This window comes from Dickeya aquatica, assembly GCF_900095885.1.
Lineage (GTDB): Bacteria > Pseudomonadota > Gammaproteobacteria > Enterobacterales > Enterobacteriaceae > Dickeya > Dickeya aquatica.
This window is the reverse complement of the sequence record NZ_LT615367.1, coordinates 3,292,659-3,316,260: the sequence shown is the minus strand read 5'-3', so window position 1 is coordinate 3,316,260 and position 23,602 is coordinate 3,292,659. Positions and strand designations below refer to the sequence as shown.

The following is a 23,602-nucleotide window of genomic DNA, read 5'->3' as shown; positions in this document are numbered from 1 at the left end:
ACAACGTGATTAATGAAATCAGAAAAGACGCTGAAACGCGCATGGAAAAATGCGTAGACGCATTTAAGAACCAAATCAGTAAAATCCGTACTGGCCGTGCTTCACCGAGCCTGCTTGATGGCATTTACGTCGAATATTACGGCAGCTCGACGCCGTTGCGCCAGCTGGCGAATGTCGTGGTGGAAGATGCCCGTACTCTGGCGGTAACGGTTTTTGATCGTACCCTGGGCCCGGCGGTAGAAAAAGCGATTATGGCTTCCGATCTTGGGCTTAACCCGATGTCTGCGGGAAGTGTTATTCGTGTTCCGTTGCCGCCGTTGACCGAAGAGCGCCGTAAAGATCTTATCAAAGTCGTGCGCGGCGAAGCAGAGCAAGGCCGAGTATCCGTGCGCAATGTGCGTCGTGATGCAAATGATAAACTGAAAGCTCAGTTGAAAGATAAAGCCATCAGCGAAGATGATGAACGCCGCGCTCAGGATGATGTCCAGAAGCTGACCGACGGTTTCATCAAGAAGATCGATACGTCTTTGGCTGAGAAAGAAAAAGAATTGATGGATTTTTGATCCGTTGATGTACTGTCGCGCCGCTGGCAGGTGCGGGTCAGCCCGCCCTCCTGCGGCGTTTTATTTTTTAGCGCCCGGTGTTGTCCTGGGGGGCACGGCTCTCATCATCCAGATAGCCACACTTCCTTCATCGACGGTATGGCGCTGACATAAGACTGGCGATTGACCCATTTCCAACCCAGTTCTATCAGGGTGTATGCATGAAACAACTGACTATCCTCGGCTCTACCGGTTCTATTGGCGTCAGTTCTCTGGCGGTTGTCAGAGCCAACCCGGATGCGTTTTCGATAAAAGCGTTGGTTGCAGGGCGCAATGTCTCTTTAATGGCAGAACAGTGCCTGATGTTTCGCCCAGCCTATGCGGCAATGGCCGATGAGGATAGTGCCCGAGAGCTTCGCCAGCGCCTGAGCGCCGAGGGATGCCATACGCATGTGCTCAGTGGTGAGCAGGCCGCATGTGAGCTTGCTGCACTGGATGATGTCGATCAGGTGATGGCGGCTATCGTTGGTGCAGCAGGGCTACTACCTACGCTTGCAGCCATTCGGGCGGGAAAACGCGTGTTGTTGGCGAATAAAGAGTCACTGGTGACCTGTGGGCGTTTGTTCATGGATGAAGTGGCGAAAAGCGGTGCGCAACTGTTACCGGTTGACAGTGAACATAGTGCGATTTTTCAGAGTTTACCTGAGCCCGTCCAGCAGCAACTGGGATATGCTTCGCTGACGCAATTTGGCGTTGAACGCATTGTGCTGACCGGTTCTGGCGGCCCGTTTCGTGAGCGGCCGCTGGCGTCTCTGTGCGATGTGACGCCGGAGCAGGCGTGTGCGCATCCTAACTGGTCTATGGGGCGCAAGATTTCGGTAGACTCCGCCACCATGATGAATAAAGGGCTGGAGTACATTGAGGCACGCTGGTTGTTTAACGCCTCACGTGCGCAGATGGAAGTCATCATTCATCCTCAGTCGGTTATTCATTCAATGGTGCGTTACCGTGATGGCAGTGTGATGGCGCAGCTCGGTTCACCTGATATGCGTACGCCGATTGCCTATGCGATGTCTTACCCTGACAGGGTGTTTTCCGGCGCACCCGCGCTCGACTTTTGCCAGTCTGGTGGGTTGACGTTTTCCGCCCCGGATTTTCACCGTTACCCCTGTTTAGGGCTGGCGATCGATGCCTGTGAACAAGGCCAGGCGGCGACAACCGCGCTTAATGCTGCCAATGAAATCGCGGTGGCGGCGTTTTTACAGGGGGGTGTTCGTTTTACCGATATCGCGGCTATCAGCCAGCATGTATTGGCGCAGCTAACCCTACCTGAACCGCAGTGTGTTGAAGATGTGCTATCGATTGACCGCTGGGCAAGGCATACAGCAGAAGATGTTCTGCGACGTTATCAGTAACCTGACGCGGGTGTGTTTGTTCCGTTGCGCCTGAAATGGTATAGTTTGCGCCGCTTACATGTGGCAGAGAAAACGCTACGGTGACAGGAAGCTGTGTGTTCACAGCTTTTTTTATGCAGTCAGGATTAGGTTACGACTGAAATAGTTACTTTCTTGCTTGAGGACATCAAGACGCGCTATGCCCTGCGAAAATCAACACGAGAGCCAGCAGTTGTTACCTGGCGGCCCGCGCCACGTAGCAATCATCATGGATGGCAATGGTCGTTGGGCCAAACAGAGGGGAAAGCTTAGGGTCTTCGGCCATCAGGCAGGGGTAAAGTCAGTTCGCCGGGCTATCAGTTATGCGGTTGCTCAACGCCTTGAGGCGTTAACCCTGTATGCATTCAGCAGTGAAAACTGGAATCGCCCGGCGCAGGAAGTCTCTGCGTTGATGGAGCTGTTTGTGCGGGTGCTGAACAGTGAAGTCAAAAACTTGCACAAGCACAATGTCCGCTTACAGGTTATTGGCGATATCAGTCGTTTTAGCTCACGTTTGCAGGCGCTTATTCGCCGCTCTGAATCGGTAACGGAAAATAATACCGGGCTGGTGCTGAATATTGCTGCGAATTATGGTGGGCGTTGGGATATTATCCACGGGGTCAGAAAAATAGCCGAACAGGTTCAGGAAGGCGTGTTACGTCCTGATAGCATAGATGAATCGACCCTGTGCCGATATGTATGTTTAAGCGATCTGGCTCCGGTTGATTTAGTAATAAGAACCGGTGGCGAACATCGCATCAGTAATTTTCTGTTATGGCAGATTGCGTATGCAGAATTCTATTTTACCGATGTTCTCTGGCCGGATTTTGACGAACAAACCTTTGAAGGTGCCATTCATGCCTTTGCTCAACGTGAGCGTCGCTTTGGGGGAACTACACCTGTCGATGCCAATGCATCGTAAGGGGTTTTTTTGCTGAAGTATCGCCTGATTACTGCGCTCGTCCTGATCCCTTTAGTGATTGTGGCGCTGTTTTTCCTGCCACCCTTAGCCTTTTCTCTGGTCACGCTGGTTGTGTGTATGCTGGCGGCCTGGGAGTGGGGGCAACTGGCGGGGCTGGTTTCTTACACACAACGCTTCATGCTGGCTATCGCCTGTGGCCTTTTATTGGCGGGAATGTTGCTGACGCTGCCGGATTATCTCCATGCCGTTGCCTCATCACAGGTGTGCCTGCCTCTGTGGTTTTCGCTCGCCTGGTGGTGTGTGGCATTGTTGCTGGTGCTGTTTTATCCTTCTTCTGCCGCGCTGTGGCGTCATTCACGCGTACTACGCCTGATTTTTGGATTACTGACCATCGTTCCTTTTTTCTGGGGTATGGTGGTGTTGCGTCAATTTGGATATGACGCGAATCCTTTTACCGGCGCATGGTGGCTGTTGTATGTCATGGTGCTGGTCTGGGGGGCAGACAGTGGCGCGTACCTGTTTGGCAAACTGTTTGGGCGGCATAAATTGTCTCCCCGGGTGTCGCCTGGAAAAACCTGGGAAGGGTTCTGCGGTGGCCTGGCGACCTCAGCGGCGATTGCACTGTTGTTTAGCCATTACGCGCCACTATCTCTGCCAACCTCAACCTTGCTGGTGTGTTCGGTGATAGCGACGCTGGCATCGGTTCTGGGGGATTTGACCGAAAGTATGTTCAAACGTGAGGCGGGTATTAAAGACAGCGGTCACATTATCCCGGGACATGGCGGCATTTTGGATCGGATTGATAGCCTGACAGCGGCGATACCGGTATTTTCATGTTTGATGTTGTTGCTGTTTAAGGCCGTTTAGGAATACAGGTAAAGTCTGCTTATGCTGAATGTTCTCTGGAGCCTGGCTGCGTTTATTGTTGCACTCGGTGTGCTCATTACGGTACATGAATTTGGTCATTTCTGGGTGGCCCGTCGTTGTGGCGTGAGCGTTGAGCGTTTCTCCATTGGTTTTGGCAAGGCTCTGTGGCGGCGTCGAGACCGGCTGGGTACCGAGTATGTGATAGCGCTTATCCCCTTGGGGGGATATGTGAAGATGCTTGATGGCCGAGTGGCTCCGGTTCCCGTCGAGCTTCAGTCCCGCGCGTTCAACCATAAAACGGTTTGGCAGCGAGCGGCCATCGTGAGTGCCGGGCCGATAGCTAACTTTATCTTTGCGGTTATCGCCTATTGGCTGGTATTCATCATTGGTGTGCCAGGTGTGCGCCCGGTGGTAGGCGAAGTCTTGCCCGGATCGATTGCTGCCCAGGCGCAAATTTCGCCGGGAATGGAACTAAAGTCGATTGATGGTATCGAAACGCCTGACTGGGATAGCGCGCGTCTGGCTTTGATTGGCAAAATCGGTGAGCCGGATGTGTCGATGGAAACCGTGGCGCTGGGCCACTCTCAGGCATCCCTCATGCGACTTGAATTACGGAACTGGCAGTTTGATCCTGAACGTCAGGACCCGGTCGTTTCGCTGGGTATTATGCCGAAAGGGCCTCAGGTTGACGCGGTGCTGGCGCAGGTCCAACCGCATTCAGCCGCAGAGAAGGCCGGTTTGCAAGTCGCAGACAGGATCGTTAAAGTCGGTGGTCAGCCATTGGTGCGCTGGCAGCAATTTGTGCTTGCCGTGCGTGATAATCCTGGCAAACCGGTCGATCTTGAGGTGGAAAGACGTGGCAGTGTGCTCTCTGTCACCTTAACACCAGAGAGTAAGTCAGTGGGCAAAGACCGGCTGGAGGGTTTTGCAGGTGTGGTGCCAACGGTGACACCTTTGCCTGCTGAGTATAAAACGGTACGTCAGTATGGGCCGTTTAGCGCCATCTATGTCGCTGGGGACAAAACCTGGCAACTGATGAAGCTGACCGTCAGCATGCTGGGTAAGCTTATCACCGGAGACGTGAAACTGAACAACCTGAGCGGACCGATTTCGATTGCGCAGGGAGCAGGCATGTCAGCAGATTACGGGTTGGTGTATTACCTGATGTTTTTGGCGCTGATCAGCGTCAATCTGGGCATAATCAATCTGTTTCCTCTGCCGGTACTTGATGGGGGGCATCTGCTTTTTCTGGCGATTGAAAAGCTGAAGGGCGGACCGGTTTCCGAGCGTGTGCAGGATGTTAGTTATCGTGTTGGCACAGTGTTGCTGATGATGCTAATGGGGCTTGCACTTTTCAATGATTTTTCCCGCCTTTAGGTGTGGATCAGGTTAGGAAAAACGCATAACAACGATGGCGATGAAAAAGTTGCTCATAGCGTCGCTGCTGTTTGGCAGCGCCACCGTATACGGTGCAGACGGATTCGTAGTGAAAGACATTCATTTCGAGGGCCTGCAACGGGTTGCCGTCGGTGCGGCACTGCTCAGCATGCCTGTTCGGGTGGGAGATACTATCACTGACGAAGATATCGGTAACACCATCCGGGCTTTGTTTGCCACCGGAAATTTTGAAGATGTTCGCGTCCTGCGTGACGGGAATGCCCTCTTGATTCAGGTGAAAGAACGTCCGACTATCGCCAGTCTCACTTTCTCCGGTAACAAAGCGGTGAAAGAGGAGATGCTCAAGGAGAATCTGGAAGCATCCGGTGTACGCGTCGGCGAGGCGCTGGACCGTACCACCTTATCCAACATTGAAAAAGGGTTGGAAGATTTCTACTACAGCGTGGGCAAGTACAGTGCGACGGTTAAAGCGGTTGTCACACCGCTGCCGCGCAATCGCGTTGACCTCAAGCTGGTTTTCACTGAAGGTGTGTCCGCCAAGATCCAACAGATCAACATTGTCGGTAATAAATCCTTTAATACCGATGAACTGATTTCCCGCTTCCAGTTGCGTGATGAAGTGCCCTGGTGGAACGTGGTGGGCGATCGTAAGTATGAGAAACAAAAACTGTCAGGGGATCTGGAAACCCTGCGCAGCTTCTATCTCGATCGCGGCTACGCGCGTTTCAATATCGATTCGACTCAGGTAAGCCTGACGCCGGACAAAAAAGGCATCTACATCACCATCAATATTACCGAAGGTGAGCAGTACAAGCTGTCCGGTGTAGCGGTGCGTGGCAACCTGGTCGGTCATGCGACTGAAATCGAAGACTTGACGCGTATTCAGCCAGGTGAGCTGTATAACGGCACCAAAGTCACCAAGATGGAAGAGGAAATTAAGAAACTGCTTGGGCGTTACGGCTATGCCTATCCCCGGGTGGTCACGCAGCCTGAAATCAGCGATGCGGACAAAACAGTACGGTTGAATATTAATGTGGATGCGGGTAACCGCTTTACCGTGCGCCGTATTCGTTTTGACGGCAATGATGTCTCCAAAGATTCTGTTCTGCGTCGTGAAATGCGCCAAATGGAAGGCGGATGGCTGGGTAACGACCTGGTGCAGCAAGGCAAGGAGCGTCTTAACCGTCTCGGCTACTTCGAAAGCGTGGATGTTGAAACCCAGCGCGTACCGGGAACACCCGATCAAGTTGATGTGGTGTACAAGGTCAAAGAGCGCAATACCGGTAGCCTGAACTTCGGGGTGGGTTTCGGAACAGAAAGTGGGATTAGCTTCCAGGCTGGTGTACAGCAGGATAACTGGCTGGGAACCGGTAATTCCGTCGGGATTAGCGGAACCCGCAACGACTACCAAACCTATATCGAACTGTCGATGACTGACCCGTATTTTACGGTAGATGGCGTGAGTCTCGGTGGTCGTATTTTCTATAACAACTTCAAGGCGCTGGATGCCGATCTGTCTGACTATACCAACCAGAGTTATGGTGTAGGCACGACACTGGGCTTCCCCATCAACGAGAATAACTCGTTACGTCTGGGACTGGATTACGTGCACAACTCCCTGTCTGATATGAAACCTCAGGTAGCGATGTGGCGTTATCTCAACAAGGCGGGTTCGAACCCGGATCCGAGTACCACCTCTAGCGCCAGCTTCAGTGCTAACGATTATTTCCTGACGTCGGGCTGGACATATAACAACCTCGACCGTGGCTTCTTCCCGACAGCGGGTAACCGCGCCAGCCTGAATGCCAAGGTGACCGTGCCGGGTTCAGACAACGAATACTATAAGCTCACCTTTGATTCAGCGAGTTACTACCCGCTGAGTGAAAGCCATAACTGGGTGCTGATGGCCAGAACCAAAGCCGGTTATGGTGATGGTTTAGGTGGCAAGGAAGTGCCGTTCTACGACAACTTCTTTGCCGGCGGTTCAAGCACCGTGCGCGGTTTCCGCTCGAACACCATCGGGCCGAAGGCGGCTTATTATACGGGGTGTACTTCAAGCAACGTGTCGTCTTGTAGCATTAACCCAAGCAAGATGAGTGATGCTGTCGGTGGTAATGCGATGGCGGTGGCCAGTGCTGAGCTGATTGTCCCGACACCGTTTATCAGTGATAAGTATGCCAGTTCGGTACGTACCTCATTCTTTATTGATGCCGGTACAGTATGGGATACGCATTGGGAAAATACCGCGCAAACGCTGGCTGCGGGTGTACCAGACTACAGTACGCCGGGCAATATTCGTATGTCGTCGGGGCTTGCCGTGCAGTGGATGTCGCCATTGGGGCCGTTGGTGTTCTCTTATGCTCAGCCGTTTAAGAAACACGATGGCGATAAGTCGGAGCAATTCCAGTTTAATATCGGTAAGACCTGGTAACGGAATCCTCCCGACGTTTGAGAAAAGTAGCATATCATCAGTATCCGGGGTTGCCTGATGTGTCACCCCGGTGCTGTGATTACGATAAGCGCCATGTGCGCAGAAATACTTAGGGTGAGGAGTTTTAAAGTGAAAAAGTGGTTGTATGCCGCAGGTTTAGGTTTAACGCTGGCGGTCTCCGCCGGTGCACAGGCTGCTGACAAGATTGCCATTGTCAACGTTTCCAGCATTTTCCAACAGTTGCCACAGCGTGAAACTGTCGCTAAACAGCTGGAAAACGAGTTCAAAGGCCGTGCTTCTGAACTACAGGCAATGGAACGCGACCTGCAAGATAAAATGCAGAAATTGCAGCGTGACGGCTCAACAATGAAAGCCAGCGATCGCAGCAAAATGGAAAAAGATGTGATGGCTCAGCGTGAGCAGTTCTCCAGCAAAGCGCAGGCATTTGATCAGGACAATCGTCGCCGTCAAATGGAAGAGCGCAACAAAATCCTGAGCCGCATTCAGGATGCTGTGAAATCAGTAGCCAGCAAGCAGGGCTATGACGTGGTGATTGACGCGAACGCCATTGCTTATGCTGATAACGCCAAAGACATTACAGCTGATGTGCTGAAACAGGTTAAATAACACATGTTTTCAATTCGACTGGACGCCTTGGCTCAACAGTTGGATGCACAATTGCACGGTGATGGCGATATCGTCATCACCGCTGTTGCTTCTATGCATTCAGCGCAGGCAGGACAGATTACATTTTTATCCGATAGCCGCTATCGTGAGCAGTTGAGTCACATTCAGGCTTCTGCGGTGGTGCTGACAGAAGCTGATTTGCCGTTTTGCCAGACCGCCGCGCTGGTGGTGAAGAATCCCTATTTGGCCTATGCGCGTATGGCGCAGTTGATGGATACAACGCCTGCGCCTGCGCAGGGTATTGCCCCTTCAGCGGTCATTGCACCTGATGCGTGTTTAGGAGATGGGGTTTCTGTCGGTGCCAATACGGTCATTGAATCTGGCGTTGAGCTGGGTGATGGTGCCGTGATTGGCGCTGGCTGCTTTATCGGCAAGAATACCCGGATTGGTGCCAGGACACGCCTGTGGGCTAATGTCACCGTCTATCACAACGTTGTGATGGGCGAGCAGTGCCTGATTCAGTCTGGTGCAGTCATTGGTTCTGATGGTTTTGGTTATGCCAACGATCGCGGTAACTGGATCAAAATTCCGCAGCTGGGAACCGTGAGGATTGGCGATCGTGTCGAGATCGGTGCCAGTACCACCATCGATCGCGGGGCGCTGGACGATACCCTCATCGGTAACGGCGTTATCATCGATAACCAATGTCAGATTGCACACAACGTTGTGATTGGTGACAATACGGCGGTTGCCGGTGGCGTTATCATGGCAGGCAGCCTGAAAATTGGTCGTTACTGCATGATCGGTGGTGCCAGTGTTATCAATGGTCATATGGAGATCTGCGATAAAGTCACTGTAACAGGGATGGGAATGGTGATGCGGCCGATTACTGAACCTGGCGTCTATTCATCTGGTATCCCGTTGCAGCCAAACAAGGTCTGGCGTAAGACTGCGGCGTTAGTGATGAACATTGATGAGATGAGTAAACGGCTCAAAGCGCTGGAGAGTAAGCTCGGCGAACATTGATTCGTGGATGGTCTTGATGTTGCATCACCGGTGAAGCTGAACGCCGGAACACGTAATTTTTATCTGCGGCCTGCATGTTGTCCCCTCCCTTGCTGGGGAAATGCAGGCCGTGTTGTTGATATCGTTTTATTGACAGGAAGCGTATTTTGAATACAGACACGCAAACTCTGCATATTGAAGAGATTCTGGATCTACTACCGCACCGCTATCCGTTCTTGCTGGTGGATCGTGTACTGGATTTTGAGAAAGGAAGATTCCTGCGCGCGGTAAAAAATGTCTCTTTCAATGAACCCTTTTTTCAGGGGCATTTTCCCGGCAAACCGATTTTCCCCGGTGTATTAATTCTGGAAGCGATGGCGCAAGCCACCGGTATTTTGGCATTCAAAAGCCTGGGTAAACTGGAACCTGGGGAGCTGTACTACTTTGCCGCCGTTGATGAAGCCCGCTTTAAGCGCCCGGTGGCACCGGGAGATCAGATGATTCTGGAAGTGGAATTCATTAAAGAGCGTCGTGGCATTGCACGATTCAAAGGTGTGGCTAAAGTTGATGGTGAAATTGCCTGCGAAGCAGAAATGATGTGCGCACGCCGTCGGGAGGGCTAATTAGTGATTGATCCAACCGCCTTTGTTCATCCGAGTTCCATCGTAGAAGATGGCGCTGTTATTGGTGCCGGAGTACACATTGGGCCGTTTTGCCATATCGGCCCGCAGGTTGAAATTGGTGCGGGTACCGTGTTGAAGTCACATGTTGTGGTCAACGGTATCACCAAAATTGGCTGTGATAACCAAATCTATCAGTTTGTCACCATCGGTGAGGTTAATCAGGACCTGAAATACGCCGGTGAACCGACTCGTGTTGAAGTGGGCGATCGTAACCGTATTCGCGAAAGTGTGACCATTCATCGTGGTACGGAACAAGGCGGTGGGTTGACCAAAGTCGGCAATGATAACCTGCTGATGATCAACACCCATATCGCTCATGACTGCGTGGTGGGTAATCGTTGTATTCTGGCGAACAATGCCACGTTGGGTGGGCATGTGTCGGTAGATGATTTTGCGATTATCGGCGGCATGACAGCGGTGCATCAGTTCTGCGTCATCGGCGCGCATGTTATGGTGGGGGGCTGCTCTGGCGTTGCCCAGGATGTGCCGCCGTATTTGATTGCGCAGGGTAATCACGCGACGCCATTTGGTATCAATATCGAAGGGCTTAAGCGCCGTGGGTTTGAGAAAGACACGCTGCACGCTATCCGTAACGCTTACAAGCTGATTTACCGCAGTGGCAAAACGCTGGATGAAGTGAAAGCCGATCTTGAGGCTCTGGCGGCCGATCACCCGGCGGTGCAAGCCTACCTCGATTTCTTTACCCGCTCCACGCGTGGGATCATCCGTTAAGTTATGACACGTCCCCTGACGATTGGCCTGGTTGCCGGAGAAACTTCCGGCGACATTCTGGGTGCGGGTCTTATCCGTGCGCTAAAAACCCATTACCCTGACGCCCGTTTTGTCGGTGTTGCCGGCCCCCTTATGCAGGCTGAAGGTTGCGAAGCCTGGTATGAGATGGAGGAGTTGGCGGTGATGGGCATCGTAGAGGTGCTGGGGCGCTTGCCGCGCCTGCTGAAGATTCGCCGTGACCTGACACAGCGCTTTCGCGCGCTCAAGCCCGATGTGTTTGTCGGGATAGATGCGCCTGATTTCAACATCACGCTGGAAGGTCGCCTTAAGCAAAACGGCATTAAAACCATTCATTACGTCAGCCCGTCGGTATGGGCCTGGCGGCAGAAGCGGGTGTTTAAAATTGCCAAAGCGACCGATTTGGTGCTGGCTTTCCTGCCGTTCGAAAAAGCCTTTTATGACCGCTTTAATGTGCCATGCCGTTTTATCGGCCATACCATGGCGGATGCCATGCCGCTGCACCCGGACAAGCGGGCTGCGCGCCAGACGCTAGGCATTTCGCCAGATGCGCGGTGTCTGGCGTTACTGCCGGGAAGCCGCAGCGCCGAAGTGGAGATGCTCAGTGCCGATTTTCTGGCGACAGCGCGACAATTACGCCAGCGTTATCCTGAGCTTGAGGTGCTGGTGCCGCTGGTCAATGTGCGTCGTCGGGAGCAATTTGAACGCATTAAAGCCGAGGTGGCACCCGATATGGCGGTGCATTTACTGGATGGGCAGGCGCGTGAGGCGATGATTGCCAGTGACGCGACATTACTGGCCTCCGGTACGGCGGCACTGGAGTGCATGCTGGCGAAAAGCCCGATGGTGGTCGGTTATCGCATGAAGCCGTTTACGTTTTGGCTGGCAAAGCGGCTGGTGAAAACACCGTGGGTGTCGCTGCCTAATCTCCTGGCCGGGCGCGAGCTGGTTCGTGAGTTACTGCAAGAAGACTGCACACCGGACAACCTCGCGGACGCATTGTTACCCTGGCTTGAAGGCGCGCAAGCAGCCCAACAGTTACAGCAGGATTTCTTGCACCTGCACGAGCAAATTCGCTGCAACGCCGATGAACAGGCCGCACGGGCTGTACTGGAGTTATGGCATTCATGAGTGATGTATTTATTTATCCGCAGGCGCGCTACATTGCCGGCGTTGATGAAGTCGGGCGCGGCCCGCTGGTGGGTGCGGTGGTGACGGCTGCCGTCATTCTGGACCCGTCACGGCCGATTGTTGGCCTGGCGGATTCCAAAAAACTCAGCGAAAAGCGCCGTTCGGCGTTGTATGACGAAATTCGTGAAAAAGCGCTGGCGTGGAGTCTGGGGCGTGCAGAGCCACACGAGATTGATGCCCTGAATATCCTTCATGCCACCATGCTGGCAATGCAGCGCGCGGTGGCGGGGTTGCCGGTGGTGCCGGATTGGGTACTGATTGACGGTAATCGCTGCCCGGCGTTACCAATGCCCGCACAGGCGGTGGTCAAAGGTGACAACCGCGTTGCCGAAATCAGCGCGGCTTCTATTTTGGCCAAAGTCACACGCGATCGTGAAATGCATGAGCTGGATAAGCAATTTCCCGACTATGGTTTTGCGCAGCATAAAGGTTACCCGACCGCCTATCATCTTGAGAAATTGGCGACACTGGGAGCCACCCTCCACCACAGACGCAGCTTCGCCCCGGTAAAACGGGCGCTGGGTTTGTCATAACGCAATGCATGGCCCGCTTGCCGTAGTGGTCTGGCGGGTGGCTAACGAGATTATGGGATCTGAAAATGGCCGAACCACGTTTTGTTCACCTGCGTGTTCACAGTGACTATTCCATGATCGATGGGCTGGCAAAAACTGGCCCGTTGGTAAAAAAAGCGGCCTCGCTGGGTATGCCAGCGCTGGCAATTACGGATTTTACCAACCTGTGTGGGTTGGTGAAATTCTATGGCGGTGCGCACGGTGCGGGTATCAAACCCATCATCGGGGCTGATTTTTATCTCCAGAGTGACGAGCTGGGCGATGAACTGGCGCATCTGACCGTACTGGCGATGAATAACGTAGGCTACCAAAACCTGACGCTACTCATTTCCAGAGCCTATCAACGCGGTTATGGCGCGGCCGGCCCGACCATTGACCGGTCATGGCTGGTTGAGCATCAGGCCGGGTTGCTGTTGCTGTCCGGTGGCCGACATGGCGATATCGGTAAGTTTCTGCTGCGTGGCAATCAGGTGCTGGCTGAGCAGTGTGTGGCGTTTTATCAACAGCATTTTCCGCAGCGCTTTTATCTGGAGCTGATTCGCACGGGGCGGCCGGATGAAGAGAGTTACCTTCATGCTGCGATTGAGCTTGCCACCGCGCATGGCTTACCGGTCGTGGCCACCAATGATGTGCGTTTTATTAGCGCTGAAGATTTTGATGCCCATGAAATTCGCGTCGCCATTCATGATGGCTTCACGCTTGATGACCCGAAACGTCCACGTCATTACAGCACTCAGCAATACATGCGCAGCGAAGCGGAAATGTGCGAGCTGTTTGCCGATATCCCTGAAGCGCTCATCAATACCGTAGAGATTGCCAAGCGCTGCAACGTGACTATCCGCCTCGGTGAGTATTTCCTGCCTCAGTTTCCAACCGGCGATATGTCAACGGAAGACTATCTGGTGATGTGCTCGCGAAAAGGGCTGGAAGAGCGTCTGGCGTTTCTGTTCCCGGATGAGAGTGAGCGTGCCAAGCGTCGGCTGGAATATGACGAGCGTCTGGAAATCGAACTGAATGTTATCAACCAGATGGGATTCCCCGGTTACTTCCTGATAGTGATGGAGTTCATCCAGTGGTCGAAAGATAACAACGTGCCGGTTGGCCCTGGGCGAGGCTCTGGCGCGGGCTCGTTGGTGGCGTATGCGCTGAAAATTACCGATCTTGACCCACTAGAGTTTGACCTGCTGTTCGAGCGCTTCCTTAACCCGGAACGCGTGTCGATGCCGGACTTCGACGTCGATTTTTGCATGGAAAAGCGCGATCTGGTGATAGACCATGTGGCGGAGATGTATGGTCGTGACGCGGTATCGCAAATCATCACCTTCGGTACGATGGCGGCGAAAGCGGTTATCCGTGACGTGGGGCGCGTGCTGGGGCATCCCTATGGCTTTGTGGATCGTATTTCCAAACTGGTGCCGCCCGATCCTGGCATGACGCTGGAAAAAGCCTTTGCTGCCGAGCCGCAGCTGGGTGAAATTTACGAAGCGGATGAAGAGGTTAAAGCGCTGATTGATATGGCGCGCAAGCTGGAAGGCGTGACCCGTAATGCTGGTAAACACGCCGGTGGCGTGGTTATCTCGCCGACCAAAATTACCGATTTCGCCCCGCTGTATTGCGATCAGGAAGGCAATCATCCGGTTACGCAGTTTGATAAAAACGACGTGGAATATGCAGGGTTAGTGAAGTTTGACTTCCTGGGGCTGCGTACCTTAACCATCATCAACTGGGCGCTTGAGATGATCAACGCCCGGCGCGCGAAACAGGGGCTGGAGCCGGTGGATATCGCCGCTATCCCGCTGGATGACAAGCGAAGTTTCGACATGCTGCAACGCTCGGAAACCACGGCGGTATTCCAGCTTGAATCGCGCGGCATGAAAGATCTGATAAAGCGCCTGAAACCTGACTGCTTCGAAGACATGATAGCGCTGGTGGCATTGTTCCGCCCCGGCCCATTGCAGTCTGGCATGGTGGATAACTTTATTGACCGTAAGCACGGGCGAGAGGCGATTTCCTACCCGGATATCCAGTGGCAGCATGAGACGCTGAAACCGGTGCTGGAGCCGACCTATGGTATCATCCTGTATCAGGAACAGGTGATGCAGATAGCGCAGGTGCTGGCGGGTTATACTCTCGGCGGTGCTGACATGCTGCGCCGGGCAATGGGGAAGAAAAAACCCGAGGAGATGGCCAAGCAGCGCTCGGTGTTTAAAGAGGGCGCTGAGAGGATGGGCGTTGACGGCGAGCTGTCGATGAAAATCTTCGATCTGGTGGAGAAGTTTGCCGGTTACGGCTTTAACAAGTCTCATTCGGCAGCGTATGCGCTGGTGTCGTACCAGACGCTGTGGCTCAAGGCGCACTATCCGGCTGAGTTTATGGCGGCGGTGATGACGGCTGATATGGACAACACCGACAAGATTGTCGGTCTGGTCGATGAATGCTGGCGCATGGGGCTTAAGATCCTGCCGCCGGATATTAACAGCGGCTTGTACCATTTCCATGTCAATGACGATGGGGAAATCGTCTATGGCATCGGGGCGATTAAAGGTGTCGGTGAAGGGCCGATTGAGGCGATCATTGACGCGCGCAATAACGGTGGGTATTTCCGCGATCTCTTTGATTTGTGCGCACGCGCTGACATCAAAAAGCTCAACAAGCGGGTGCTTGAGAAGCTTATTATGTCCGGCGCATTCGACAGGCTGGGCCCGCACCGCGCCGCGCTGATGAATTCGCTGGCGGATGCGGTGAAATCCGCCGAGCAACATGCCAAAGCAGAAGCCATTGGTCAGGCGGATATGTTTGGCGTGCTGGCCGACACGCCAGAGCAGGTTGAGCAGTCGTACAGTACCGTACCGCCCTGGCCTGAGCAGGTGGTGCTTGATGGTGAACGGGAGACGCTGGGACTGTATCTGACCGGCCACCCGATAAATCAGTACCTCAAAGAGATAGAACGCTACGCAGGCGGCGTGCGTTTGAAAGATATGCACCCCACGGAGCGGGGGAAAATGACTACCGCCGTCGGGTTGGTGTTAGCCGCCCGGGTGATGGTCACAAAGCGCGGTAATCGCATCGGCGTGTGTACCCTTGACGATCGTTCCGGTCGTCTGGAAGTGATGCTGTTTACCGATGCGCTGGACAGATACCAGCATTTGCTGGAGCAGGATCGCATTTTGATAGCCACGGGACAGGTCAGCTTTGATGACTTTAGTGGCGGGCTTAAAATGACTGTCAGAGAGCTTATGGATATCAGCGAAGCGCGTGAAAAATACGCGCGCGGGCTTGCTATCTCGCTGACTGACAGGCAAATTGATGACCAGTTGTTAAACCGTCTTCGTCAGTCGTTGGAACCCCATCGATCGGGGACGATTCCGGTACACCTTTACTACCAGCGTCAGGATGCGCGAGCCCGGCTACGTTTCGGTGCGGCATGGCGTGTTACGCCAACCGATGCGTTGCTTAATGCTCTGCGCACCCTGGTGGGGAATGAGCAGGTGGAGCTGGAATTTGACTAAAATAGGAATACTATGAGTCTGAATTTTCTTGATTTTGAGCAGCCGATTGCTGAGTTGGAAGCAAAAATTGATTCCCTGACCGCAGTCAGTCGCCAAGATGAAAAATTGGATATTAATCTGGATGAGGAAGTGAAGCGTCTGCGCGAAAAAAGCGTAGAGTTGACGCGTAAAATCTTCGCCGATTTGGGTGCCTGGCAAATTGCCCAGTTAGCACGCCATCCGCAGCGCCCTTATACGCTGGACTACGTTCAGCATATTTTTACCGATTTTGACGAGCTGGCAGGCGATCGCGCGTTTGCGGATGATAAAGCCATCGTTGGCGGTATCGCGCGTCTTGACGGCCGCCCGGTAATGATTATCGGCCACCAGAAAGGGCGTGAAACCAAAGAGAAAATTCGCCGTAACTTCGGTATGCCTGCCCCGGAAGGTTATCGTAAGGCATTGCGCCTGATGGAAATGGCCGAACGTTTTAAATTGCCTATCATCACCTTTATTGATACGCCGGGCGCTTACCCAGGCGTTGGCGCAGAAGAGCGTGGCCAGTCAGAAGCGATTGCCCGTAACCTGCGTGAAATGTCCACCCTGCGCGTGCCTATTATCTGTACGGTCATCGGCGAGGGCGGCTCGGGTGGTGCGCTGGCGATTGGCGTGGGCGATAAAGTGAATATGCTGCAATACAGCACCTATTCGGTCATCTCACCTGAAGGGTGTGCATCGATTCTGTGGAAGAGCGCCGATAAAGCGCCACTGGCTGCTGAAGCGATGGGAATTATCGCCCCGCGCCTCAAAGAGCTGAAGCTGATTGATTCCGTGATCCCTGAACCGCTGGGTTCTGCCCACCGTGATGTCCCGACAATGGCGGCATCGCTGAAAACGCAGTTGCTGGCTGATTTGAGCGATCTGGATGTGCTTAGCGAACAGGAACTCCTGAACCGCCGTTACCAGCGCCTGATGAATTATGGCTACTGCTAAGATGCGGCATCGCCTGTAGTCGTAGCAAACCTTATCTGTGTAACAAGTAACAAAGTCCGTGATGGTTAACGTCACGGACTTTTTGCTATGCTGGAGCCGTTTTTCACCCCGCCGCTTTTTATCTTTTCAGAGAAAACACCGCTATGCTGACTCTGCTGAATGTTCACCATATTGCTATCATCGCGTCAGATTATCAGCGCAGTAAGCGCTTTTATTGCGAGGTGCTCGGGTTTACGCTGCAACAGGAGGTCTACCGGGCCGCGCGTGACTCGTGGAAGGGGGATTTAGCGCTGGACGGGCGCTATCTTATTGAGCTGTTTTCATTTCCATCAGCCCCCGCGCGCGTCAGCCAGCCGGAGGCTTGCGGTTTGCGTCATCTGGCGTTTGCCGTTGAGGATATCGAACAGGCCGTTGTGGCGCTTGAGCATGCAGGAGTAGTGTGTGAAGCGGTGCGTATCGATGAGCATACCGGGCGTCGTTTTACCTTTTTTACCGACCCAGATGGATTACCACTTGAATTGTATGAATATTCACTTTCGATGAACACTGAAAGGGTATGAATACGCAGATAACGCAGAATGATGCATTATTGACCGGCATTGAAGCTTCCATCGGTGATAATAAGGCTTTTCTGGTTGCTTACAGCGGCGGGGTAGATTCCACCGTATTGCTGCATGCCATGATGTGCTTGCGCTTACGGCGGGCACTGTCGCTGCGTGCCGTATATGTGCATCACGGCCTGAGTCAACATGCCGATGAATGGGCGGTGCACTGCCAGCAACAGTGTCAGCGCTGGCAGGTGCCGTTTTGTGTTTCACACGTTGAGGTTGAGCCACAAAACGGTGGTATTGAGGCGGCGGCACGTACTGCGCGCTATCAGGCACTGGCGCAGCAATTGCAACCGGGGGAAACGCTGCTGACGGCCCAGCATCAGGACGATCAGTGCGAAACCTTGTTACTGGCGCTCAAGCGAGGCAGCGGCCCGGCCGGGCTGGCCTCCATGGCGGCGGATTCGCTGTTTGGGGAAAGCCGCCTGTTACGCCCGCTGCTGGATGTGCCGCGCGAGACTGTTGAGGCTTACGCCCGAGCCCATCATCTGAGCTGGATAGAAGATGACAGTAACGTTAATGAGCGCTATGACCGCAATTTTTTGCGACGCCAGGTATTGCCCCAGCTCAAGGCTCGCTGGCCGCATTTTCCTGCCGCCGTTGCGCGCAGCGCCTCGCTTTGTGCCGAGCAAGAGCAGTTACTTGATGAACTGCTGGCGGAGTCGCTGGCGACACTGTGCAATGCCGAAGGGGGAATGGCTATTACTGCGCTCGCCGGGATGAGTGCACCGCGCCGTTTTGCCTTGCTACGCCGCTGGCTGGCTGGGCAAGGCGGGCGAATGCCATCGCGTGAGCAGTTAACCCGTTTGTGGCAGGAGGTGGCATTAAGCCGTGATGATGCGAACCCTTGCCTGCAACTGGGTGACTATCAGGTGCGCCGCTTTCGTGATTATCTTTATTGGCTGCCACGTTTTACCACGCTGACGAACCAGTGTCTGCCATGGCAACCCGATGTTGCCGCGCTGCCATTGCCGGATGGACTGGGAACATTGTCCCTTGCATCACAAGGCATTTGCATCAGGCAACCCCGTGATGGTGAAGTCGTCAGCATTCGTTTTGGTTTGCAGGGGTATGTGCAGATAGTCGGGCGTACACATGGCCGCCCGGCGAAAAAGCTGTGGCAGGAACTCGGTGTTCCGCCCTGGGAGCGTGAGCGTATCCCGCTGATTTTTTACAATCAGCAACTGATTGCCGCCGCCGGGTTGTTTGTTACCCGCGAAGGGGCTGTTGCCGCAGGGGATAAAGGTTGGTGCATTGCGTGGCGTAAGCCATCATCATGACGGCACAAAAAATAACGGGCAACCCTCGTTGCCCGTTGGATGTGGCGCAATAGCATGGGGTCTGTCAGGATTCACTGACCACGACTTTGCCAATTTCCGGGTGGCTGAAGCTCAGTATGTGGTCGAGCCGCAGTTCGCGTTGCTGTCCTGATGATTCAAGTATCAGATACTCAACGTTTTTTCGAGATAAAATATCACTGGCTTTACCCACTACAACCTCACCGTCACGCAGCTCTACTGTCAACGTTAGCTGCTGCTGACAGGTGGCTTCCAGATTATCGTAGTCATCACAATTGATGGGTTGATATTCATGACTCATTGACATAATCGCTCACCAATAAGTTAGCGGCGGCATAGGCCGCCTGTTCCCTGACAGAGGACGGTAATTCGCTGTTTGCCGCAATACCGTCCAGGGTTTTTAATACACAACCCAGCGCGTCGGGGATAAACCCCAGATCGCCACTGGCGATCTCTGCATAAAGACGGCGTACACATTCACTGTATTGTTGCACAATAATCCTCCCTTAGAGCTTAACCTGGTAGAGATTCATGCACGCTTGATTGTTGTCATGACCGTGACGTAAGTCTACGAAGATAAACTCTAATCTTCCTTCCGACTATAGCATAGGCACGCTTATGTTATCAGTATAATGCGGCGGCAATTGCGCCTCACTCACAGGTATTAAACAGACGGCTGTGATGAGACGAGCCGCTGGGGTAGACTAGCGCCACTGTGACAAGGGGTAGAAGATGGCGTTAAAAGCAACGGTTTACAAAGCCAGTGTCAATATTGCCGATATGGATCGCGCATTTTTTCAGGATGTCAGCCTGACGCTGGCACAACATCCGTCAGAGACGGATCAGCGCATGATGCTGCGGTTACTGGCATGGATTTGCCATGCGGATGAACGCTTGCGCTTTACGAAAGGGTTGTGTGCGGATGATGAGCCGGAAATCTGGCTGCACAGTGATGATGGTCAGCCGGTATTGTGGATTGAGCTGGGTTTGCCAGACGAGAAGCGCCTGAAAAAAGCCTGTAGCCTGTCATCTCAGGTGGTGTTGTATGCCTATGGCGAGCGGGCCGCCAAAGTCTGGTGGCAAAATATGGCGGATAAAGCCGCACAGCTTGGCAATCTTACGGTCTACTTTATTGATGATAATCAACTGGCGCAGTTAGCGGCGCTGGCACAGCGCTCCATGTCATTACAGGCTACGCTTCAGGAAGGGACTATCTGGTTGTCTGATAGTGAGAATAATCTGGAACTGTCATTTCGCAACTGGCAGTGTGTGCAGGGGTAAGAGCTGTCTGAGTGTATGCCAGCATCATGCAGCGGGAGAATCGGGATGAAAAAACGGGCGACAGGGGTGTTACTTGTTTTATTGGTCTGCGGGTTAATGGGTTGCCATGCCCGAACGGCTTTTCAGGAAGAACCACTAAAACCGATGGCACAGTATTATCGCGGTACGCTGCCTTGTATGGCGTGTGGCGATATTGAAGCCGCCTTGTTTCTGGATGAGGGTGGCAGTTTTATTATGCAAGAGCGCTACCCGTCTGGACGTGACAGCCACACGACGATATCGCAAGTCGGTCGCTGGAGCCGTACCGCCGAGCGGCTGGTACTGACGGACAGCTATGGCGAGAAGCGCTATTTTCGGCCACGGGACAATGGCCTTGAGGCATTGGGCGATGATGGGCAACCACTGCATGCGCAACCGGGATACCGTCTGTTAACCGTCGAAGCCAATCCTGTCGTGCGCAACGTTCCCCTGCGGATTGGCAATACATTGTCATTACAAACATTGTCATTACAAACATTGTCATTACAAACATTGTCATTACAAACATTGTCATTACAAACATTGTCATCGGGCCGCTCTTGGTTGATGCCGGTTGCCTGTTTGCAACAACGCCTGGATATCAACAACAGTACCTACCTCATCACTGCGGGGCAGGTTGTGATATCCGCCCCGGCAGACGAGGGCTTGAATGCTTACCCTCGCGTGTTACTGTCATCGTACGTACATCATGCCGGACGGCCATCTGGCAGTGCTGCGTTATGAGATATTGCGAAAGAGGCGCATGGTGCTATTTCCATTCGTTTCATTCAGGGTGAGTGTTTAGTGCGACACTCACCCTGACATGGTGGCAGGCATGGCGCACCGTCAGGCGATGTATGCGCTGGTTTCAGAGCAGATTTTTGAGTTTATAGAGCCATTCCAGCGCCTGACGCGGCGTTAATGCATCCGGGTCAATTGCTTCCAGCGCCTCCAGTGCGGGCGAGGGCTCCGGCTCTGCCGCTGCCAGCAGTGGCAATTGCGAGCCGTCAACATGACTGGCGCTGGCATGGCCTGCCAGTGACTCCAGCTCTTTGAGCTTCTGCCGGGCCCGCCGGATAACCTCTTTCGGCACGCCAGCCAGTGCGGCAACCGCCAGGCCATAACTTTTACTGGCGGCCCCTTCTTGTACGCTGTGCATGAAGGCGATGGTGTCACCGTGCTCCAGGGCATCCAGATGAATATTCATCACGCCAGCCATTTTTTCCGGCAGCGTGGTCAGCTCAAAGTAATGGGTGGCGAAGAGCGTCATGGCTTTGATTTTATTGGCCAGCGTTTCCGCACACGCCCACGCCAGTGACAGGCCATCATAGGTGGACGTACCCCGGCCAATCTCATCCATCAACACCAGGCTGTGTTCAGTCGCATTGTGCAGGATGTTGGCGGTTTCCGTCATTTCAACCATAAAGGTCGAGCGCCCCGAGGCGAGATCGTCAGCGGCCCCCACGCGAGTGAAAATGCGGTCTACCGGGCCAATGACCGCCTGCTCTGCCGGAACATAGCTGCCGATATGCGCCATCAGCACGATTAACGCTGCCTGACGCATATAGGTACTTTTCCCGCCCATGTTCGGGCCGGTAATGATAAGTAGCCGACGCTGGGGAGATAAGGACAGCGGGTTGGCGATGAACGGCTCACTTAACACATTCTCCACCACCGGGTGACGCCCTGCCGTAATGCGAATACCGGCCTTGTCACTGAGCATCGGGCAGACGTAGTTCAGCGTGTCTGCGCGCTCGGCAAGGTTCGCCAGCACATCCAGCTCAGCCAAGGCGCTGGCGCTTTGTTGCATCGCTTCGAGATGCGGCAGCAACAAATCGAATAATTCGTCGTATAACGCTTTTTCCAGCGCCAGTGCTTTCCCTTTTGATGTCAGCACCTTGTCTTCATATTCTTTCAGCTCGGGAATGATGTAGCGCTCGGCGTTTTTCAGCGTCTGGCGGCGCACATAATGAATGGGCACCAGATGACTCTGACCACGGCTGACCTGAATGTAATAGCCGTGTACGCCGTTAAAGCCGACTTTCAGGGTATCAATCCCCAGCCGCTCGCGCTCGCGCACTTCCAGCCTGTCCAGATAGTCACTGGCACCCTCGGCCAGTGCGCGCCATTCGTCCAGCTCGGTATTATAGCCACTGGCAATCACGCCACCGTCTCGTACCAAAACCGGCGGTGACTCGATAATGGCCCGCTCCAGCAACTCGCGTAATGCGTCAAATTCGCCGGTTTGCTGGCGCAAGCGCTGGACGGATTCTGCCTCAACGGGGCCAAGCACGGCATGGATGAGCGGCAATTGTTGAAAGGCATGGCGCATTCTGGCGAGATCGCGCGGTCGCGCGGTGCGAAGAGCGAGCCGGGCAAGAATACGCTCCAGATCGCCGACCTGACGTAACAACGGTTGCAGCTCGTCGGCTACCTCCTGCAATGCACCAATTGCCTGCTGGCGCTGCGTGAGCAATTTTGCCTCACGGATCGGCGCGTGCAGCCAGCGCTTGAGCATTCGGCTGCCCATGGCGGTGACGGTATGATCCAGCACCGATGCTAGGGTGTTATCACTGCCGCCGGATAAATTTTGTGTCAGCTCCAGATTACGTCGGGTAGCGGCATCCATAATGATGCCGTCTTGCTGGCGCTCCATGGTGATACCACGGATATGGGGCAGCGAGGTGCGCTGTGTGTCTTTGGCGTATTGCAACAGACACCCGGCGGCACGCAGGCCAAGATGTGCCTGCTCAACGCCAAAACCGCTGAGGTCACGCGTGCCAAATTGCAGGTTTAACTGCTGGCGGGCGGTGTCTGGTTCAAACTCCCACAGCGGGCGACGCCGCAGGCCGTGACGATGTTCAATCAGGCGCATTGCCGCAAAGTTTTCCGGGTACAACAGCTCCGCGGGGTTAGTGCGCTGTAACTCGGCGGCCATGGTGTCGTCATCTTCCGGTTCAGAGACCTGAAAGCGCCCGGAACTGATATCAAGCGTAGCGTAACCAAACCCTTTGCTTTCCTGCCAGATAGCGGCCAGCAAGTTATCCTGTTTTTCCTGCAACAGCGCTTCATCGCTGATGGTGCCGGGTGTAACAATACGCACCACTTTGCGCTCGACAGGCCCTTTGCTGGTAGCCGGGTCGCCGATTTGTTCACAAATGGCGACAGATTCCCCCAGTTGCACCAGCTTTGCCAGATAGTTTTCCACCGCGTGGTGTGGCACTCCGGCCATCGGAATAGGTTCGCCAGCCGATGCGCCGCGTTTGGTCAGCGAGATATCCAGCAACTGCGACGCCCGTTTGGCATCGTCATAAAACAGTTCGTAAAAATCGCCCATACGATAAAACAACAGAATCTCGGGGTGTTGGGATTTGAGCCTGAGATACTGCTGCATCATGGGGGTATGAGAGTCTAAGTTTTCTAGTGTACTCATCAGGTTATGATGTCCATTTTCTTGAATTTGAATGAGTGAATGATTTTATTGTTCTTATTAAG

General features: G+C 53.8%; 21 protein-coding genes. 18 read left to right on the top strand and 3 right to left on the bottom strand.

Features of this window, described 5'->3' with window-relative positions; all coding sequences use genetic code 11:
* Positions 1–5: 5 nt before the first annotated feature.
* The 16 genes from frr (at position 6) to tilS (ending at position 18,790) form a co-directional block, all read left to right on the top strand.
* Positions 6–563, top strand: a complete 558-nt coding sequence (gene frr, locus DAQ1742_RS15100; RefSeq protein WP_035340359.1) for a ribosome recycling factor — start codon at positions 6–8, stop codon at positions 561–563.
* 200 nt (positions 564–763) lie between these two features.
* Positions 764–1,957: a 1-deoxy-D-xylulose-5-phosphate reductoisomerase gene (ispC, locus tag DAQ1742_RS15095; RefSeq protein WP_035340361.1), complete on the top strand. Its 1,194-nt coding sequence runs from the start codon at positions 764–766 to the stop codon at positions 1,955–1,957.
* 178 nt (positions 1,958–2,135) lie between these two features.
* A complete protein-coding gene (gene ispU / locus DAQ1742_RS15090; protein ID WP_035340362.1) occupies positions 2,136–2,897 on the top strand; it encodes a (2E,6E)-farnesyl-diphosphate-specific ditrans,polycis-undecaprenyl-diphosphate synthase in 762 nt (253 codons plus the stop codon).
* Positions 2,898–2,906: 9 nt separating this feature from the next.
* On the top strand, positions 2,907–3,764 hold the full coding sequence (gene cdsA, locus DAQ1742_RS15085) for a phosphatidate cytidylyltransferase (protein WP_035340363.1): 858 nt from the start codon (positions 2,907–2,909) through the stop codon (positions 3,762–3,764).
* A 21-nt stretch (positions 3,765–3,785) separates the two neighbouring features.
* Positions 3,786–5,141 (top strand): sigma E protease regulator RseP, encoded by a 1,356-nt coding sequence (gene rseP, locus DAQ1742_RS15080; protein ID WP_035340364.1) that lies wholly within the window; start codon positions 3,786–3,788, stop codon positions 5,139–5,141.
* Between the two features lie 34 nt (positions 5,142–5,175).
* The gene (gene bamA / locus DAQ1742_RS15075) at positions 5,176–7,593 is read left to right on the top strand and encodes an outer membrane protein assembly factor BamA (RefSeq protein ID WP_035340365.1); all 2,418 of its coding nucleotides are present in this window, start codon (positions 5,176–5,178) and stop codon (positions 7,591–7,593) included.
* Positions 7,594–7,722: 129 nt separating this feature from the next.
* Positions 7,723–8,220, top strand: a complete 498-nt coding sequence (gene skp, locus DAQ1742_RS15070) for a molecular chaperone Skp (protein WP_035340366.1) — start codon at positions 7,723–7,725, stop codon at positions 8,218–8,220.
* Positions 8,221–8,223: 3 nt separating this feature from the next.
* Positions 8,224–9,246 carry a UDP-3-O-(3-hydroxymyristoyl)glucosamine N-acyltransferase gene (lpxD, locus tag DAQ1742_RS15065; RefSeq protein ID WP_035340367.1) on the top strand — a complete coding sequence of 341 codons (1,023 nt, stop codon included), beginning with the start codon at positions 8,224–8,226 and terminating at the stop codon, positions 9,244–9,246.
* Between the two features lie 146 nt (positions 9,247–9,392).
* Positions 9,393–9,848: a 3-hydroxyacyl-ACP dehydratase FabZ gene (gene fabZ, locus DAQ1742_RS15060; protein ID WP_035340368.1), complete on the top strand. Its 456-nt coding sequence runs from the start codon at positions 9,393–9,395 to the stop codon at positions 9,846–9,848.
* A 3-nt stretch (positions 9,849–9,851) separates the two neighbouring features.
* Positions 9,852–10,640: an acyl-ACP--UDP-N-acetylglucosamine O-acyltransferase gene (gene lpxA / locus DAQ1742_RS15055; RefSeq protein ID WP_035340369.1), complete on the top strand. Its 789-nt coding sequence runs from the start codon at positions 9,852–9,854 to the stop codon at positions 10,638–10,640.
* A gap of 3 nt (positions 10,641–10,643) precedes the next feature.
* Entirely contained in the window at positions 10,644–11,789 is a 1,146-nt protein-coding gene (lpxB, locus tag DAQ1742_RS15050) for a lipid-A-disaccharide synthase (protein ID WP_035340370.1), read from the top strand.
* Positions 11,786–12,382, top strand: a complete 597-nt coding sequence (rnhB, locus tag DAQ1742_RS15045; RefSeq protein WP_035340371.1) for a ribonuclease HII — start codon at positions 11,786–11,788, stop codon at positions 12,380–12,382. The genes lpxB and rnhB overlap by 4 nt, the downstream gene beginning before the upstream one ends.
* 65 nt (positions 12,383–12,447) lie before the next feature.
* A complete protein-coding gene (gene dnaE / locus DAQ1742_RS15040) occupies positions 12,448–15,930 on the top strand; it encodes a DNA polymerase III subunit alpha (RefSeq protein WP_035340373.1) in 3,483 nt (1,160 codons plus the stop codon).
* A gap of 12 nt (positions 15,931–15,942) precedes the next feature.
* Positions 15,943–16,902 (top strand): acetyl-CoA carboxylase carboxyl transferase subunit alpha, encoded by a 960-nt coding sequence (gene accA, locus DAQ1742_RS15035; protein ID WP_035340375.1) that lies wholly within the window; start codon positions 15,943–15,945, stop codon positions 16,900–16,902.
* A 143-nt stretch (positions 16,903–17,045) separates the two neighbouring features.
* The gene (locus tag DAQ1742_RS15030) at positions 17,046–17,462 is read left to right on the top strand and encodes a VOC family protein (RefSeq protein WP_035340377.1); all 417 of its coding nucleotides are present in this window, start codon (positions 17,046–17,048) and stop codon (positions 17,460–17,462) included.
* Positions 17,459–18,790 carry a tRNA lysidine(34) synthetase TilS gene (gene tilS, locus DAQ1742_RS15025; protein WP_035340379.1) on the top strand — a complete coding sequence of 444 codons (1,332 nt, stop codon included), beginning with the start codon at positions 17,459–17,461 and terminating at the stop codon, positions 18,788–18,790. Before DAQ1742_RS15030 ends, tilS begins: the two co-directional genes overlap by 4 nt.
* 64 nt (positions 18,791–18,854) lie before the next feature.
* Here the strand turns inward: tilS and rof are convergent, their stop codons facing one another.
* Together rof and DAQ1742_RS15015 are read right to left on the bottom strand one after the other, a co-directional pair.
* Complete coding sequence (rof, locus tag DAQ1742_RS15020; protein WP_035340381.1) at positions 18,855–19,115, bottom strand: Rho-binding antiterminator; 261 nt, start codon at positions 19,113–19,115, stop codon at positions 18,855–18,857.
* Complete coding sequence (locus tag DAQ1742_RS15015) at positions 19,099–19,302, bottom strand: YaeP family protein (protein WP_035340383.1); 204 nt, start codon at positions 19,300–19,302, stop codon at positions 19,099–19,101. Before DAQ1742_RS15015 ends, rof begins: the two co-directional genes overlap by 17 nt.
* 238 nt (positions 19,303–19,540) lie before the next feature.
* Between DAQ1742_RS15015 and DAQ1742_RS15010 the strand changes: the two genes are divergently transcribed.
* Both DAQ1742_RS15010 and DAQ1742_RS15005 read left to right on the top strand, forming a co-directional pair.
* On the top strand, positions 19,541–20,089 hold the full coding sequence (locus DAQ1742_RS15010) for a YaeQ family protein (protein WP_035340384.1): 549 nt from the start codon (positions 19,541–19,543) through the stop codon (positions 20,087–20,089).
* 45 nt (positions 20,090–20,134) lie between these two features.
* On the top strand, positions 20,135–20,851 hold the full coding sequence (locus tag DAQ1742_RS15005) for a copper resistance protein NlpE N-terminal domain-containing protein (protein WP_051124015.1): 717 nt from the start codon (positions 20,135–20,137) through the stop codon (positions 20,849–20,851).
* 124 nt (positions 20,852–20,975) lie between these two features.
* On the opposite strand, the gene mutS is transcribed toward DAQ1742_RS15005, so the two are convergent.
* Positions 20,976–23,540, bottom strand: coding sequence for a DNA mismatch repair protein MutS (gene mutS, locus DAQ1742_RS15000; protein WP_035340385.1), 2,565 nt, complete (start codon positions 23,538–23,540; stop codon positions 20,976–20,978).
* Positions 23,541–23,602: the final 62 nt, after the last annotated feature.